18 protein-coding genes and 1 pseudogene are annotated in these 14,421 nt (G+C 32.9%); 1 reads left to right on the forward strand and 18 read right to left on the reverse strand.

Going from position 1 to position 14,421, the window contains the following annotated elements; translation table 11 throughout:
- Positions 1–320 precede the first annotated feature (320 nt).
- The gene (locus tag K1I61_RS02545; protein WP_223333116.1) at positions 321–1,337 is read right to left on the reverse strand and encodes a hypothetical protein; all 1,017 of its coding nucleotides are present in this window, start codon (positions 1,335–1,337) and stop codon (positions 321–323) included.
- Positions 1,338–1,588: 251 nt separating this feature from the next.
- On the opposite strand from K1I61_RS02545, the gene K1I61_RS02550 reads away from it, so the two are divergent.
- Positions 1,589–2,608, forward strand: a complete 1,020-nt coding sequence (locus K1I61_RS02550) for a hypothetical protein (protein WP_223335799.1) — start codon at positions 1,589–1,591, stop codon at positions 2,606–2,608.
- Positions 2,609–2,669: 61 nt separating this feature from the next.
- Here K1I61_RS02550 and K1I61_RS02555 read toward each other — a convergent pair whose 3' ends face one another.
- The 17 genes and pseudogenes from K1I61_RS02555 to K1I61_RS02635 all read right to left on the reverse strand — a co-directional run bounded on the left by K1I61_RS02555 (position 2,670) and on the right by K1I61_RS02635 (position 14,235).
- Entirely contained in the window at positions 2,670–2,981 is a 312-nt protein-coding gene (locus K1I61_RS02555) for a hypothetical protein (RefSeq protein WP_223333118.1), read from the reverse strand.
- 4 nt (positions 2,982–2,985) lie between these two features.
- On the reverse strand, positions 2,986–3,168 hold the full coding sequence (locus K1I61_RS02560; protein WP_195184269.1) for a hypothetical protein: 183 nt from the start codon (positions 3,166–3,168) through the stop codon (positions 2,986–2,988).
- Positions 3,169–3,181: 13 nt separating this feature from the next.
- Positions 3,182–4,060 carry a DUF4300 family protein gene (locus tag K1I61_RS02565; RefSeq protein ID WP_223333119.1) on the reverse strand — a complete coding sequence of 293 codons (879 nt, stop codon included), beginning with the start codon at positions 4,058–4,060 and terminating at the stop codon, positions 3,182–3,184.
- Positions 4,061–4,115: 55 nt separating this feature from the next.
- Complete coding sequence (locus K1I61_RS02570) at positions 4,116–4,997, reverse strand: diacylglycerol/lipid kinase family protein (protein WP_223333120.1); 882 nt, start codon at positions 4,995–4,997, stop codon at positions 4,116–4,118.
- 270 nt (positions 4,998–5,267) lie between these two features.
- Positions 5,268–6,239: a DUF6892 domain-containing protein gene (locus K1I61_RS02575; protein ID WP_223333123.1), complete on the reverse strand. Its 972-nt coding sequence runs from the start codon at positions 6,237–6,239 to the stop codon at positions 5,268–5,270.
- 14 nt (positions 6,240–6,253) lie between these two features.
- Complete coding sequence (locus K1I61_RS02580; protein WP_223333125.1) at positions 6,254–6,391, reverse strand: hypothetical protein; 138 nt, start codon at positions 6,389–6,391, stop codon at positions 6,254–6,256.
- Between the two features lie 146 nt (positions 6,392–6,537).
- Positions 6,538–6,903, reverse strand: a complete 366-nt coding sequence (locus tag K1I61_RS02585) for a hypothetical protein (protein ID WP_223333127.1) — start codon at positions 6,901–6,903, stop codon at positions 6,538–6,540.
- Positions 6,904–6,928: 25 nt separating this feature from the next.
- Positions 6,929–7,312, reverse strand: coding sequence for a hypothetical protein (locus K1I61_RS02590; protein WP_223333128.1), 384 nt, complete (start codon positions 7,310–7,312; stop codon positions 6,929–6,931).
- A 227-nt stretch (positions 7,313–7,539) separates the two neighbouring features.
- Positions 7,540–8,106 carry a hypothetical protein gene (locus tag K1I61_RS02595; protein ID WP_223333185.1) on the reverse strand — a complete coding sequence of 189 codons (567 nt, stop codon included), beginning with the start codon at positions 8,104–8,106 and terminating at the stop codon, positions 7,540–7,542.
- Positions 8,107–8,217: 111 nt separating this feature from the next.
- Positions 8,218–8,628, reverse strand: a complete 411-nt coding sequence (locus K1I61_RS02600) for a DUF7668 domain-containing protein (RefSeq protein WP_223333129.1) — start codon at positions 8,626–8,628, stop codon at positions 8,218–8,220.
- 136 nt (positions 8,629–8,764) lie between these two features.
- Positions 8,765–9,256, reverse strand: a complete 492-nt coding sequence (locus K1I61_RS02605) for a phosphoribosylanthranilate isomerase (RefSeq protein ID WP_223333131.1) — start codon at positions 9,254–9,256, stop codon at positions 8,765–8,767.
- A 73-nt stretch (positions 9,257–9,329) separates the two neighbouring features.
- Complete coding sequence (locus K1I61_RS02610) at positions 9,330–9,938, reverse strand: Type 1 glutamine amidotransferase-like domain-containing protein (protein ID WP_223333132.1); 609 nt, start codon at positions 9,936–9,938, stop codon at positions 9,330–9,332.
- A 47-nt stretch (positions 9,939–9,985) separates the two neighbouring features.
- Positions 9,986–10,414, reverse strand: coding sequence for an aminoglycoside 6'-N-acetyltransferase (gene aac(6') / locus K1I61_RS02615; protein WP_223333134.1), 429 nt, complete (start codon positions 10,412–10,414; stop codon positions 9,986–9,988).
- 247 nt (positions 10,415–10,661) lie between these two features.
- Complete coding sequence (locus tag K1I61_RS02620) at positions 10,662–10,982, reverse strand: TfoX/Sxy family protein (RefSeq protein ID WP_223333136.1); 321 nt, start codon at positions 10,980–10,982, stop codon at positions 10,662–10,664.
- 21 nt (positions 10,983–11,003) lie between these two features.
- Positions 11,004–11,145 (reverse strand): annotated as a pseudogene (locus tag K1I61_RS02625) (VOC family protein); the annotation flags it as partial.
- Positions 11,130–11,882 (reverse strand): CPBP family intramembrane glutamic endopeptidase, encoded by a 753-nt coding sequence (locus K1I61_RS02630; protein ID WP_223333139.1) that lies wholly within the window; start codon positions 11,880–11,882, stop codon positions 11,130–11,132. The gene K1I61_RS02630 and the pseudogene K1I61_RS02625, both read right to left, overlap by 16 nt.
- A gap of 583 nt (positions 11,883–12,465) precedes the next feature.
- Positions 12,466–14,235 (reverse strand): DUF262 domain-containing protein, encoded by a 1,770-nt coding sequence (locus tag K1I61_RS02635; RefSeq protein WP_223333140.1) that lies wholly within the window; start codon positions 14,233–14,235, stop codon positions 12,466–12,468.
- Positions 14,236–14,421: the final 186 nt, after the last annotated feature.

Below are 14,421 nucleotides of genomic sequence, written 5' to 3' on the forward strand. Positions count from 1 at the left end.
ATAAAAGTAGGCTTTTAACCCTATCAATAATGTGGCTTTTCAACCACGCTTCGGCATTCAACCCTGCCTGTCCGTAGGCATTTTTTACTCGGGTTTATATTTGCTAGAAAACATCATCTCATTTTCTAAGCTTCATTACTATAACATGTTTTGACTAGCTTGTAAAGTACTTTTTTGTAAAAAATTTATGTTTTGTTCGTAAAATTTATTTAATTTCAAAATAGAAATCGTTTTACATTTAAATCAAAAACAAAAAAAGGAACTAAATAAATTAATTCCTATAGATAGTCATAAGCAAATTCAACTATTCAAAATCGTACTTACTCATCACGCGCAACTTTGGCAGCTAGTTCAAAATCAGTCATCAAATAATTTTCATCTAGATGGATAAGACTATAATACTCATTCCAAAATAGAGAGTCACTGTTACTTGACCACTGTAATCCATACCACAATTGAGTGACATCACTTGTATTTGATGGGGGGATTGACCATAGATGCTTTTTGAAAGTTTCTTTAACAAGAGGAAGGTCCAGTCGACTAGTCAAGTCGAGTTCATCTAACTTGAAAGCGATAGAATGTTTCTTTGCTTCTTCAATACTGTCCTTATTAAATCGAATTTGAATAACCTTAGAATCTTCTAAAACCACGTCCTTATCTTCTGCCCCGTAAAAGGAAATACTGCCCAGTACTATGCCATCTTTTGCAAAGAGATAGGGAGCGTAGGGAACAGCATTGCTATCAAGTCTGAAGCCTTTTTCGATAATGACTGGTTTATCTCCTGAATACTTTTGGAAATTGCCATCTGTCAGGAGGTCTTCGTAGTCGCTAGCACCATCACCTTGTCTTACATAGATATCAAATCCAGCTTCCATCAGATCACTTGCTTTGGTTTCTGCTAATGTGATTTTACTTTCATTAATTTGCAAAATTGGTGTTTGAGGTGGCAAACCAATCGTGAGATTAAACATAACTCCTACTAGAAAGACTAGGAAGGTTATAAGGAGGGCAAGTAAAGACTTTCCAGTCCTTTTTCTTGCATTGAAAAGAGCCATTATAGCAGGGAGGAGGATCATTTTGGCTAAAATAGAATTCCCTACACCGCCTCTATTTAAGGTCTGAAAAGCAAAAATCCCTGCGATGGCAATCAGTGTCAGGTAGACCAAAATCTCACCTAAACCTAGTTTTTCTGTTCGAGTTTCTTGATTTACAGGAGTTTCGTACAATGACTGCCCATTCTCTTTCCTCTTTTTTAGAAAGAGATAAAAACCCAGACCGAGTAGCAGATTAAAAATTGCAAAAGCAATTAAAGTACCTATAATCACCGTTCTACCCATGGCTCTCTACTCCTTTATGTTCTCTCTCAAATCTTATCTTTCTCTTCATTGTCCAATTCCCAATCAATAAAACCATTAAGAAGAAGGGGGCAGCCTTCTATCATCACAATCGGTAAAGCTTAAATGGCAATGATTCTCCTCTTTTTATCTTTAAGGAAACTGCTGATATTTCTAGCTCTATTTCCCTAGAAAGTGCTATAATGGAGCTAACAAAATTGTTCTCTAGCAATTGAAAAACGGGGGAAGTAGTCATGCTCACCACTATAGTTTTAGGATTTTATGCTCTTTTCTTTCTATACTTGTGCTTTACTATCTATCTCTATATTAGACTTGTAGTTGCGGTTAAAAAAGGCAAAGACATTCCCAAATGGATTTATAAACTTGGCCATGCTATTCAAGGAAGAATTCACGTTGACTATGAAGAAATCACTGATGCTAATGCCCTTAAAGAGATTCATTGGTTCTTGCTAATCTATTTAATCGTAAATCTACTCGTATTGGCTGTCTTCTACTATCATGGTAATAGCTTTCCTCAAGCCATTTATGAATGTTTGAAAAAACAATTTTTTATCGTAATTGTTAGTATGGTTTTAAAAAGTATTGGCAAATTTGTTGTACTCGCTATAAGAAAAAACTTTCATAACAGTCATGTCTATGCATCAACCAACGCTTTTATCGGGACAGCTTTTTTAACGAGTTATGTTTTTATGTTTTGCATGATGATGAGTGGCCTTCCAGCTCAACCTGTTCCAGTAACCATTCAAGATACCACTATCATTATCGGGGAGACCAAGGCTTCCGAGCTTTTAGACCAAGGCTTTAGCTTCGAAGATAAAAGTCCAGAGAGTCCCATCACCAATCCCAAAAACGACCACTTCTATTACGGTCAGCTTCTAGAAGTCAAGCGGGATAATCAATCCTACGGCTTTATGAGCCTTACTCCCACAGGAAGAGATACTGATCAACTTAAAAACTGCGTCATCACCTATTACAGAACACCTAAGGATAGCAATCAACTAGAAAAAATTTCCATCAATCATGTCAAGCTAGCAAATCTCAAGCTCCAAGATTTTCAAAGACGAAAATTAATCAATATCTTCGAAGTCAATCCTGCTGATTATAATGTCTCTGATAAGGATAACAATTTTATCCTAACCATTCAAACAGCAGATTACGACCTCTGGAAAAGGTACCGTATTGAATCCAAGTTCAATTCAGATGGTTCGATTGATAGCTATGGAGTCAGAGCCCAGCATAGCATGTGGGAATGATGGAGTGTTAGCTTTAGTCATTAGTAAGCATATAATCAAATAGATGAGCGTTTAGGCGTTCCTACTTGATTTTATGCTTATTCATTTTTTCTTGGAAAATATCTGTAAGAATTTGTCGTAATTCTTGAGCTTCTTTTTCTGGAAGTTGCCCTTCTTGTTTAGCAACAGCGTACAATTCCGGATATTCAAGAGAAATTCTCTTGACAGTACGTGTAATCGCATGTTTTCTAACAAAAAATGGAATACGCTTAATGTATTCTTGAGGGATCAACGCGATAATTTTGTCAGCAGTTTCTTTATCACTCAGTTTAGAAAAAGTTAATCCCTTTTTAATCATTTCTTGTTCTTGTTTCGTAAAATCTTGTAATTCCATATGTCTACTCCTCATCTTCACTAACTTCCCAAATCTCTGCTTGGTAAGGTTCTCCATCTTCATCGTATCGATTGATATAACCAATAAACCTTTCATTTTTTCTTGGTCTCTGCTGGTTTCCTTTGATAACCCAAACAGCCCATACTCCTATTAGGAATAAGACTATCAGTCCAAACAATACATCCATTATGTCTACTCCTTTAAAATTGAACCCACTTATCATTATCCATAATAAATGGTTTAGCTAGACCTTCTCCTGTATAGTTTTCGTATTTTGTATCTAGATATTTGTAACAATCTTCCTTGGTCGCAAATTTGATGGCTTGATAAGGCTCCTCAAAGGTTAACTTTTCGACAAAGAGATACCCATCCTCGCTTGGTACAAGTATCCCGACATGGCCAATAAAGAGGGATTGACCATCCAAGTCATCATGTACTACTACAGAGAGCATTCTTGCATTTTCATTAAATTTGAATTGAGAAAGGAATTGTTCCATCTTTGCAGCATGCACCTTAACATCTGTCGTTGCTTCGGTCTTGACTCTTGAGAATAAAATATCAAAAGCATCCTTGTCTTCTGCATTAAAGACCTTACCTTTGTCAATGGCATCATTATCGACAAACAAGAGAGAATCATCTTTCTCTAATTTAGGAATTTCAATAGAATTTTTCAATAAACAATAACTGTTAATACGACAGTTGGTACCGACAAAATCACCCTTTTTAGGTGCCCATAGATTACTTATCTTTTCAACATCATAGTCTGTTTTTGTAAATGTAGAAAAATCCCCAGTTAAGCCTACTGAACCGACAGTCGCGTTATAATCATTGACAAGGTTGAAAAATGCATCGACACTTTCTTGATCCAAATGTGCAGCCAAGGCTTTTCGAACTTCTTCTACACTCGGTTGATTGTTCAAATTGCTATAAGTTGCTTTCCAGGAAACTTGATTCGACTGTGATTGAGTCACTGAAGTTTCAGCAGTACTATCAGAAGTCTTTTGAGTTTGACTACAAGCTACTAAGGTCAAAAGAAGTGTTGAGCAAAGAGTAACAGTTGCTAATTTTTTAATTTTCATAGGCTTTCCTTTATTAAAAAATATCGTTAAAAAGGCTTGTCAAAGTTTAAAAATCTTATTCTTTCGGTTGAGAATAGACCTCGATATGCTGACCTAGCACCTTGATTTCTACTGGTAGGTCATCAGATTTGTCACCATCAACATCCGTTTCCAATTCAGAATCAGAAGAGATTTTGATATGACGAGCTTTTATATACTCGATATTATCATTTACGACGACATCCCCTTTTAATAAATCAGGGATAACTGACAATTTAGTAAGGATTGAGGCATCTTTTAGTATCAAAATATTTGCATAACCATCCTTGTCTTCATCAAAGATTTTTTTGTCAGCGAAATAATTGGTAAGGAGAACCAAGACATGACTGGCTGGGCCAATGTAATTTCCATTTTCTGTCTCAACTCTAATGTTAAATGCTTGATCTGTCACGACAGACTTCATGGTATTAATCGCATAGGCAAGCATACCAAATTTTGTTTTATCTTCTATCCCAACGTTATGGATGGCTTCTGGTAGTGAACCAATACTAAAAATGTATCCGAAATAGTGCCCATTTGATTTTCCGATATCAATCTTATTGGTAGAATTAAAATCGAGTTCGTCAATGGCACCATCAATATCTTGATTGATTTCTAATAGTTTGGTGATAAGATTCCCAGTTCCTCCTGGGATAATCGCAAGTTTAGGAATGTAGTCTTTTTCCGCGATACCAGAGATTACTTCATTGACAGTCCCATCTCCACCAAAAACAAGAACAGCATCATATCTCTCACGAGAAGCTTCTTCTGCAAAGTTTGTGGCGTCTTGCGCTTTCTCCGTAATTTTAATTTCCACATCTTCAAAATAGTCTCTAGCTTTATTCTCAAGTTTCACCTTATAATCCAAAGCTTTTTCGCCACCAGAGGTTGGATTGATGATTACCATAATTTTTTTCATTTATAATTCTCCTTACAACCTAACTATAAAAAATTAAGTTTCAATATAGCTTTTTTAATACTATGCCATTATATAACTAAATTCTCAAAATTAAAAATTGGATGTCCTGAATTTAAATAGATTGATCTCTTGCCTTTTATTGCCTTAATATTAATTCTTAAAGTTCTTAAGTTTTCAATGTTAAAAATCATGAAGAGTAGAATGCTTGCTACTAGTATCCTTTGACACTCCATCTTGAGAGAACTTATTAAATCTAGTTAAAAAGGACGTTTATAGTCGTTCTACTTTTATTCCTTGACTCTTAAAAATATCCTCAACTTGTTCAAAATTACTAGTCATAATTGTCGCTTTCTTCAGATTTGGAAACTGTTGCAGTTCTTTAAGACTAACTTCATTTAGATCGAAACTATCATCTTCACCGTCCCACTGAGGTATCAGATTCATATAAATCTCGTTACCTCCATCCATATCGATTTCTTGAACTTGTTCAGCATATTTCTTAGGTATAGGAAGATTTATCATGTAATCAAGTGCTGGCTGAATAATCTCCATACTTTCTGTGTCGATGTTCAACTCACTGGTTTCCTCTGCAAAGTCAAAAATATTAAAAACAGGTTTCAAAACCTCTAAATCATACATTAAAACCTGGATAATAGCTAGTTTAAAATTTATATTTTCAAAGGAAAGCAGTTCTTCGTCAGTTTCTTTTAACTTGTAACTTTCCCGTTCACGCTTTATCTCTGGAAAATAGGAAATAGAAAGTGTGTCTGTGATTGTCTCTGTAATTCCTTTAAAATTTGCTCCATAAGGAGTCCATAAAATAAGGTTAAAATCCCCTACTCTATGCCTATCAGAAAAGAAATAAGGAGATTTTCCATCTGATAATACCACAGCTTGACATGGTTGCTTTGGCAATTCTTTCTCTCCAGTCATAGATTTTACAACATCGCCATAGTAGAGGAAAACAGTAGAAATCAAATGTTCCTCATCAATGTATGTTTTAGATTTTTTTAAATGATTTTTAATCGAAAATGAATGTTCAAATACAATACCAATATTGTCATAAATGTATTTAATAAACTTATTATCTCTTTTGACAACCTGATCAGGCTTCCCCAATACAGCTTCAATATCTTTCAAGGACATAGGAAAAGTTAAACTGGTTCCGTTAATAATCATTGAATTGTTGTGGAGATTGATTTCAAGTTTTTTGTGTGTTGCTTTCTTAAAAAAATTAAACATATTACTACCTTTTCTTAAGTTTCTTCCAGATAAATTTTGACCGCTTGGTATTCCTGTTCTTTAGCATAGGCAAACACCTCTGAGGGTGAAATGCTCACATCATAATCCAAGTTTTTTTCACTACCAGATGTTGGATTAATAATCACCATCATTTTATTCATATATCATTCTCTTTAAAGATATGGCAAAATTTCTAGTAACTGACTATATCATTTGTGCTATTGAAACTCCATCTATAAGCTTTCAGGATCACATTCAATAACTCATTAAAAAGATTAAAGCTACAATGGTTTAACTCCTACACATCTTTCTTAGATAAAGTCACATAGTCTGTCAAGTACAAAACTCCTGAAACTAAAGCTAATATACTAGAAAAGTAGGAAAAAAAGGGAATAAATCCTAGAATGGATGCAGTAAACAAAAACTGATAGGTTTTATTATTGACTTTTGAGTTCTCATCATGGAGAAAAAATGCCAGAAAAGCCAAAATTAGCAATATAAAACAGGTGAAATAGACCATATTTCTCAAATCAGGAACTTCAACAAACCGAGAGATTAAATAGAAAATTTTTCCCCCATCTTTATCAGAAGAGGCATAAACAATCACATAAAATCCAATGATGGCACTAATTCCGTTTATGAGTAATAATTTTTTTGATTTCACTATTTATTAAACCTTTCTATTATACCTAAAATGGAAGTACACCAGCCATCAAACCTTGAGCAATAAAACAACTATTATTTTGGAAGTCTGAAAAATAGGTATTACTGATAAAATTGTATAGTTTATCAACCGGTCTTTTGTACCAATCCTTGTATACATATTCCATCTTATAAATCAGCAAGGGTTTTCCATCTTGGCTATAGCCCTTAAAAGTTATCGAAAATACATCTCTATAACCAATAATTTTATCCTTCTTATTTGAATTGTTCCCCGTTCTATATTGTTCAAAATCAATAAGATGCGTATAGAGCGTGAGTTTTGACAGAGCTTTTTCTGACAGTTTTTGACTATGTTCAAAGGAGATTATTCCACGATTACTAGATTCTTGGTAAGACAGTTCAGAGGTCATCAAATTACACTTAAAATAACCAATAATTTAACATCCACAATAGATAATAAATTCAAATTTTGAAAAATATTCTTTATCCCAAATCATCTTATTTCTCCAACCCTACAGCTTGCTAGAAATTATGTTTAAACTCACCAATCTACATTAAGACGAAAAAGATTTTCTTCGATACAAGGTTTTTACTCTTTTACCAGCAAAGCTACTCACTCACGAGGAATTTAATTTGACTATTGCATTTCTTCTATCGCTTCTTCCACATATCCCTCTACATCTTCAAACTCTACAAATATTGGATCTAAGTGACATAAAAAGTGCCAATCTTTGGCGTCTTTCTTTCTGTAGAGAATTGCTTCGCCGTCTTCACTTCCGAAAAAGCTTCTGTCAACTTCATATCCTTTGTTTTCTAAGAAAGCTTTTGCCTTGCGGAAGTTAGATTCTCTGGCTTCGACATAGGCTTTCACTTCATCGTTATTCACGACATAAGCATCTACTTTTGTAGCTCCTTCGATCATTTTATCGTTTTTAAGGGATAGATTCGAAATTTCTTTCCAAATAATGTCCACATTTTCCTCAGAATTAAACGATAATCTAGATAAAGGGACAATATTTCCGTTGAAGATAATCTCCATATAATCCGGAAGATTTTTTGGATTAAAATACTCCACTTCAAAACTATCTTCTTTTTCTAAAGTATATCCAGGTATTTTGGCTACAAATTCTTTCCCTTCTTCTAAAGTCTCAAATATGACTAAATCCTTTGAATAATTGTTTTGGTACAATTCTAATAGATACATCATTAATCCTTCCAATATTTGAAAAACCAACCGAGATTTAAGCGACTTACAACCTAATTATCTATCCTTAGTATACACATATATTTCATAACGAAGTTATTTAACTAAAGTTTATCCAGGATCTACATCTATAGAAGTTATTTTGTAATCATCCTCTTGGTATAAAAATTCTAATTGTAGGGTTAAATCTACTAATTCAGAATCGGAGGTCATCTGATATTCAACAGCAAATCCTGTTTGATCATTAAATTCATAAACTTGTAGTTGAGAATACTCATAAGTCGGATGGAAATTACATTCTACACCATATTCATCAATTTTATCAAAATCATTTAATTGTAATGAATCGTCAATATATTCAAGCAACTCTCTTACATCATCAACTTCTGAACCATCAACACAATCCATAATATCTCTATAATTATTTAGATGAATTGCTCTTAAAATCTTTTTAAGTACTTCAATTACTTTTTCTTCATTTTGGTAGTTCTCTTTGTACTCAAAATCATCGAATATTCCCATGATAATACTTCCTTTTCTAAAATTTAAAATGTTTTTCCTTACTAATTCTCTTACTCGCCAATATAGTATAAATTAAATAACCAATAAAAATAACATAGCAACCAGTCTTACAACTTACTACTTTTCATATGATAATTTACAAATGTTTTTCCAGCCACTCGATCTTTTTAAAATCCTTATTGTTATTTTGTTCATTTCGATAGGAGTCTTGAGAAGAAGCTTTGTAGATACTTAGATACTGCTCCAGACTTGGAAGACGAAAAGTGATGCCTTCAATGTGAATAAGCTCTATATCCGATTCCGAAACTCCTGCAAAATCGAGTAAGGAATCGATACTTCCAAATTCAACACTCTCTCTATCCTTTTGGAATTCATGCTCATGAATATCTATTAAGACGTAGCCTAAGTCTTTCATCACTTTCATTATCTTGTCCCAGTCATAAATTCTGAGATGGTCAGGTGCTTCCCAACCTCTAGGGTCACCAGGTACATGAATGTCAATGTCAGACGACCCCCAATTTTCTTTCGTTCTAAACTCCAATCCCAAAGAACCCATCAGTGTCGGTGTAATTCCGACTCGATTTAAATGGAAACAAATGGTTTTAAATTCTTCAAATAAGAGACTCATGTTTACTTTAAGCCTTTCATATAAATGTTAGTTTACACTTTAGTTACCTAAATCAAGATTTAGATAATGTAAACTAGTCAATTTTCTCTATGATATTTCCAAGTTTATCCAATACAAGACATGAATGATCATTTAGTGGAATTATGGGAACATCAACAAGTTCTTCAGCTCTATCCTTATTAGCTTTATCATTCCATGAATCATAATGGACACTAATTAAAAACTGACTAAAGACTCCTAATCCATTTTTTATCTTTATCTGATGATCTGAATTATCATTAGGTGAGACATAGACCTTTTCTCCTAATAATAGGGCTCCTGCAGAAAATCCCATAACTTTCGCACCTTTATTCAGCATATGATCGATATAATTTTTGAACTGCTGATTGACGTAAGTAGCTAAATACTTTTCCGTATTTCCACCACCGATAATAATTAGATCAGCATCTAGATAGCTATCAAAATCAATCTGTTCAGTGTCCAAGAATAAGTAATCAGTGTTTAAGTTAGGAAAATGGCTTTGGATAACTTCCGTGTACTTTTTCATATACGGTTTCCAATTGTCTCGAAAAACTGTAAAAATGACAATTCTTTCGATCTTCCTTGATGACACAATTTTATTAACAATCGTATGGTTCTTTATCGGCGGATTTCCACCCATCAAAAAAATTTTTTCGTCCAATCTTTCACACTTTCTAAAGATACATAAATTTTGACCACGTTCTGAAATTATAATTTTTTCTTAAAATGAATAATTCTATTTGCCTCCTGAAATCCAATATTGAGATGAAATCTTATAGAATCCGTATTCGTTAAAGTACAGTCACTTGCAAATTCCTTGCATCCTTTATTTTTCACCCATTCCTCACATTTTGTACAGAGATTTTTAGCAATATCCTTTAAACGATATTCCTCGTCGACAATAATCCCTTCTAAGAATCCAACAGGACTATATTTACAACCTTCAACATAATCAAATCTGAGTGAACATAGTGCTAGACCTACAATTGTGTCACCTTCAACTTCAGTAAAGATTGCAGTATTTTTGCCATTCGTATATTTTTTCACTTCATCAATAGCTTCTTTATCGGTCAATTGGGGCCATAATTGTTTCATTAGTTTAGCCGTTTTTATAGAATCTTTTGTTATTCCATCCATATTGATGTTCCTCCGCAAATTACAGGCAAATGTTTCGAATCATGCTGTTACTTTGTTACTCATTGATTGATACCAATACCATCCCCTTCTACTTTTCGATGTCTCAGATCGGACAAGCAGTGGTACGGTCTCAGCATGAAACGAGTGAACACTAATTATGCCAGGTAGTCTTGTCTGTTCTATAAACTTTTTAATGATAGCATAAGGTTATCGTTAAATGGTATTACCTAGACAAACTGAGATTTTATTATTTCTTTTTCTTTGGTTTTGGTGCAGGTAACTCATCATACATTGAATTAAATAAGCCGGTCAAATATTCTTTGTTGTCAACATCATCTACCAATAGCATTTCCTTTGCACCTTCATACGGCGATTCGTATTCTCCATTCGGCATATACGCTATTGCAGATTTGACAGGCTTCACTAAAAATCTATCATCATAAATTCCACCCATGATTTTTCCTCGATAATAAATTATATACTCACCCATCATCGCTCTATATGATATTTCTTCTAACTCGGACAATTGTTCTAAAATGAAATCTAAATATTCTTTACTTGAAGCCATTTTTGCTATCTCCCTTAATTACTAAAATTTCAATAGTCCATTTTCATCAAATTGAAAATTAAGTCCCCCAAGAAACCTCCCAATAATATCCATCTAAATCTGAAAAATATTCGTAATATCCACCCCAGAAAAGTCCCTGTGGCTCTTTTACAATTTTTCCACCTGCTTTTCCTTACTAATTCTATTACTCGCCAATATTGTATAAATTAAATAAGCAATAAAAATGATAATAAAAATAACATTAATTTTTAACACAAAATAGAGATTTAACAAATTTGCGAACGCATGAAATAATATACAGTATCCCACAGATTTCGTTTGACGGTAAAGAAGCCCTAAAACAAAACTTAAAAATAATGTATATATAAAAAATAGAATAAAAGGAAATCCTTGATGACTTTCTCCAACTATAAACCATAAAGGCAGATGCCATATTCCCCAAATTGATCCTACAATCAAATTAGATTGCCAATAAGTATATTTTTTATCAAGTAACGGCTGTAATATTCCTCTCCATCCTAATTCTTCATGTCCACCACCAAAAAAAATTAGTTGTATAAAGAATAATGGCATCAGATAAATTGATACTTCATTTAATTCTAAGGAAGATACAGAAAATAGTATCAAAATTGCTAACAAATGAATAATGAAATAAATACTACTATTTTTTCTTTTATTAAATACAAAATGTTTAAATTTTATATTATTCCTTTTCAAATAAAAGCCACTTGCAATAGCCGGACCAAGTGCACCTACTATATGTAACATTCTCCCTATAAATGTTTCTAATCCTAAAATATGAGATTGCGTAAAGATGGAAAGAATCCCCCAAGCTATATAAGTAATACCAAATGTACAATAAAGATAATTTTTTAAATTCTTTTTGTCAATTTCTGTCATTTTATCTTCCTAATCCTGATATTCTATGTTTAATAATTTTTTACTGCTTCTTAGTTGCTCTCGATTATAACTACCTATATTCTATCACAAAAACACAAAAAAAGCCTTACAATCAAGGCTTTTCATTATTGATTCACACCAAGCTTTCTAGGCTTTTACGAGCAAAGCTACACACTCAACGGTTCTCTGTTGCCGTATCGTTTCGTCGTAAACTCCTTACTCTACGACAGCTATCCCATGGGCAGATCGTCTGCTTCTACTTCTCTGATGCTTCAGCTCGTACAAGCAGTGATACCGTCTCAACATGTGGTGATAGAGTTCTTATATACTGATGGACAAGGTAAGAAAAAGTAATTTTAGAATTTTAATGTGGAAATAAATAATAACTATAGTAATACCAAACTTTCTAAATACTCTTCAGTAATCGGTTTTGTACTCTAGTTTATAAATAAGAAATTCTGAACTGCATGTAAGCTTTTATAAATTCCAGAGTCTAATCCTTTCTGAATATTTAATGGAATTTCTATAGTAACTTGATTTGATGACATAATTATAACCTACCTCTTAATTCTATCGTTCTAGTTTATTCAAAAATAAAATCAGCAATTCGTTTAGCAGCTTTTTCTGTTGCCACTTCAATGTCAGTTTTAGTCCAAGTGTCATTTACATAATTAACAAGAGATTTAGCTATTGGGAACTTACTACCTATATATCCATGACCACTTGTGATTGTATTCTCTCTTTTTGTTCTAAACCAAGCATCTCCAATTCCACGATTAATTTCGGATTCAAGGAGAATTTTATTACCAAGTTTCTCAGCATAATCTCTAAATTCTTCCTGGCTTTCTAGTCCAGCATCTGACATAATATTTTCTCTATTCAAACCACTTTGCGGCATAATGTGTTCAATATCAATATTTCCATCTAAATTAAATTCCATACCTTTTTCCAATGAAAATAGGAATTCATTTACATAAAGAATAGAATTTGAAACACCACTTTCAGTCAAAGTTTGTTTAACATCTTCATAAACAAAATTAGTATGAATATGGTTCTTTATTTTTGAAATAAGTTCGTCGATTGAAATTGAATCGACTTGACTGTACATCAGATTAATTTCTTCTAGGAAGCCTTTAAAAAGTTTATGGCTATATGAGAGTTCAGATAATTCAATCAAAACTCCAAGTCTAAGTAAATATTCCAGATATGTGTTGTCTTGTCTGAAAAATAAATAACTACTAACAAAAGGTCGTAAATTACCGTTTAATTTGTTTATCAATTGACCATTGATAGTATCAGATACTCGTTCAAAATTGTTTATGATTGTATTTAGTTCAGAAGTAAACAGAATATCTTCATTTAATAGATGCTTATTTTTTGAGAAAAAGGCTCTTATACCAGGATTTCTTCTATCAGCTCCGTTTTGTTCTGAGAGTTTTACGAAAATATAGTGAGTAATTAACGCATTTAAGTCTAATCTAGATGAATCTGTACGTTGTACAATCTCTTGCCAATTTTTTTCGAAGTTTTTCCTATCTGATGCGTTTGCGGTGGTCTTAGATACAATTACTTCAATTGGGGTCAATGGAACACCAGTCCCATTTAAAGAATTGAAAATATTTATTGCCTGATCAGTATTATAACTTGTAATAGTAATCACTTGGCAATTATCAATAAAGTGGTTAGCAAAATTGATAAGAGTAAAAACGTTCAATTCGTTACACATATTGTAAAAATATCTAAAGTTTTTATAGAAGTTAGTATAGCGGTTGTCTTTCTGGCGACGATAGATTTGATGAACTCTATCTTTAATAGATATAAAATCTTTACCTAGCAAGATAGTAGTCATCTCACTAGCATATTTTTCTGAAATCGAATGATTTAGATACTTTATTCTATCATCGCTAGGATAATATAGTCCATCAACGAAATCATCTTTTTCGTCATCAGAAACATTGAAAAGCATTGTTACAATCTGCTCTTTAAGACCATTAAGACGTTTCACTAATCTGCGTGCATCAGTATCTAGAGTCGGTTGAAGTTCAAGCTCCTTATCAATCTTCAATAAGATTGCCTTAAGAAGTAACATAAATGTCGTTGTTCTTTGCTGGCCATCAATCAAGGTTACTTCATGCTCTTCTCCAGATTCTTGAGCAATGAGAACAGCTCCAAAGAAATAATTGTCTTGGGAACTATCATCGAAATTTTCCATATGAAGATTAATATCTTCAATGAGTTGTTCACATTGTGATACTTGCCAAGCATAGGGTCTCTGATAGGTAGGAATATAAAATTCTGATTTTTCAAAATAAGATTTTATTGTTTGTAAAGCCGGTTGAATATCGTTTCTCATTCAGTTTCTCCAATAATTTTTCTTATGATATTATATCACGAAAACGCTAACATTTAAACTCTAAGTATATCCGAACTATCTAACGATTTAATAGCATTTTAACGTTTACATTTTTTGAACGATGACATTTTTGAAATCTATCTACTCCCTAAATAAAATCCTTGAAAGTTTAAAATTTCAACGATT

It is taken from the genome of Streptococcus infantis (assembly GCF_019929665.1).
In the GTDB taxonomy this organism is placed as follows: domain Bacteria; phylum Bacillota; class Bacilli; order Lactobacillales; family Streptococcaceae; genus Streptococcus; species Streptococcus infantis_H.

What these genes read in the sequence shown, in the direction of transcription:
- K1I61_RS02545 (WP_223333116.1), bottom strand. Translation starts at nt 1,337, where the DNA reads ATGGGTAGAACGGTGATTATAGGTACTTTAATTGCTTTTGCAATTTTT.
- K1I61_RS02550 (WP_223335799.1), top strand. Translation starts at nt 1,589, where the DNA reads ATGCTCACCACTATAGTTTTAGGATTTTATGCTCTTTTCTTTCTATAC.
- K1I61_RS02555 (WP_223333118.1), bottom strand. Translation starts at nt 2,981, where the DNA reads ATGGAATTACAAGATTTTACGAAACAAGAACAAGAAATGATTAAAAAG.
- K1I61_RS02560 (WP_195184269.1), bottom strand. Translation starts at nt 3,168, where the DNA reads ATGGATGTATTGTTTGGACTGATAGTCTTATTCCTAATAGGAGTATGG.
- K1I61_RS02565 (WP_223333119.1), bottom strand. Translation starts at nt 4,060, where the DNA reads ATGAAAATTAAAAAATTAGCAACTGTTACTCTTTGCTCAACACTTCTT.
- K1I61_RS02570 (WP_223333120.1), bottom strand. Translation starts at nt 4,997, where the DNA reads ATGAAAAAAATTATGGTAATCATCAATCCAACCTCTGGTGGCGAAAAA.
- K1I61_RS02575 (WP_223333123.1), bottom strand. Translation starts at nt 6,239, where the DNA reads ATGTTTAATTTTTTTAAGAAAGCAACACACAAAAAACTTGAAATCAAT.
- K1I61_RS02580 (WP_223333125.1), bottom strand. Translation starts at nt 6,391, where the DNA reads ATGATGGTGATTATTAATCCAACATCTGGTAGTGAAAAAAACTTGGAT.
- K1I61_RS02590 (WP_223333128.1), bottom strand. Translation starts at nt 7,312, where the DNA reads ATGACCTCTGAACTGTCTTACCAAGAATCTAGTAATCGTGGAATAATC.
- K1I61_RS02595 (WP_223333185.1), bottom strand. Translation starts at nt 8,106, where the DNA reads ATGTATCTATTAGAATTGTACCAAAACAATTATTCAAAGGATTTAGTC.
- K1I61_RS02600 (WP_223333129.1), bottom strand. Translation starts at nt 8,628, where the DNA reads ATGGGAATATTCGATGATTTTGAGTACAAAGAGAACTACCAAAATGAA.
- K1I61_RS02605 (WP_223333131.1), bottom strand. Translation starts at nt 9,256, where the DNA reads ATGAGTCTCTTATTTGAAGAATTTAAAACCATTTGTTTCCATTTAAAT.
- K1I61_RS02620 (WP_223333136.1), bottom strand. Translation starts at nt 10,982, where the DNA reads ATGGCTTCAAGTAAAGAATATTTAGATTTCATTTTAGAACAATTGTCC.
- K1I61_RS02630 (WP_223333139.1), bottom strand. Translation starts at nt 11,882, where the DNA reads ATGACAGAAATTGACAAAAAGAATTTAAAAAATTATCTTTATTGTACA.
- K1I61_RS02635 (WP_223333140.1), bottom strand. Translation starts at nt 14,235, where the DNA reads ATGAGAAACGATATTCAACCGGCTTTACAAACAATAAAATCTTATTTT.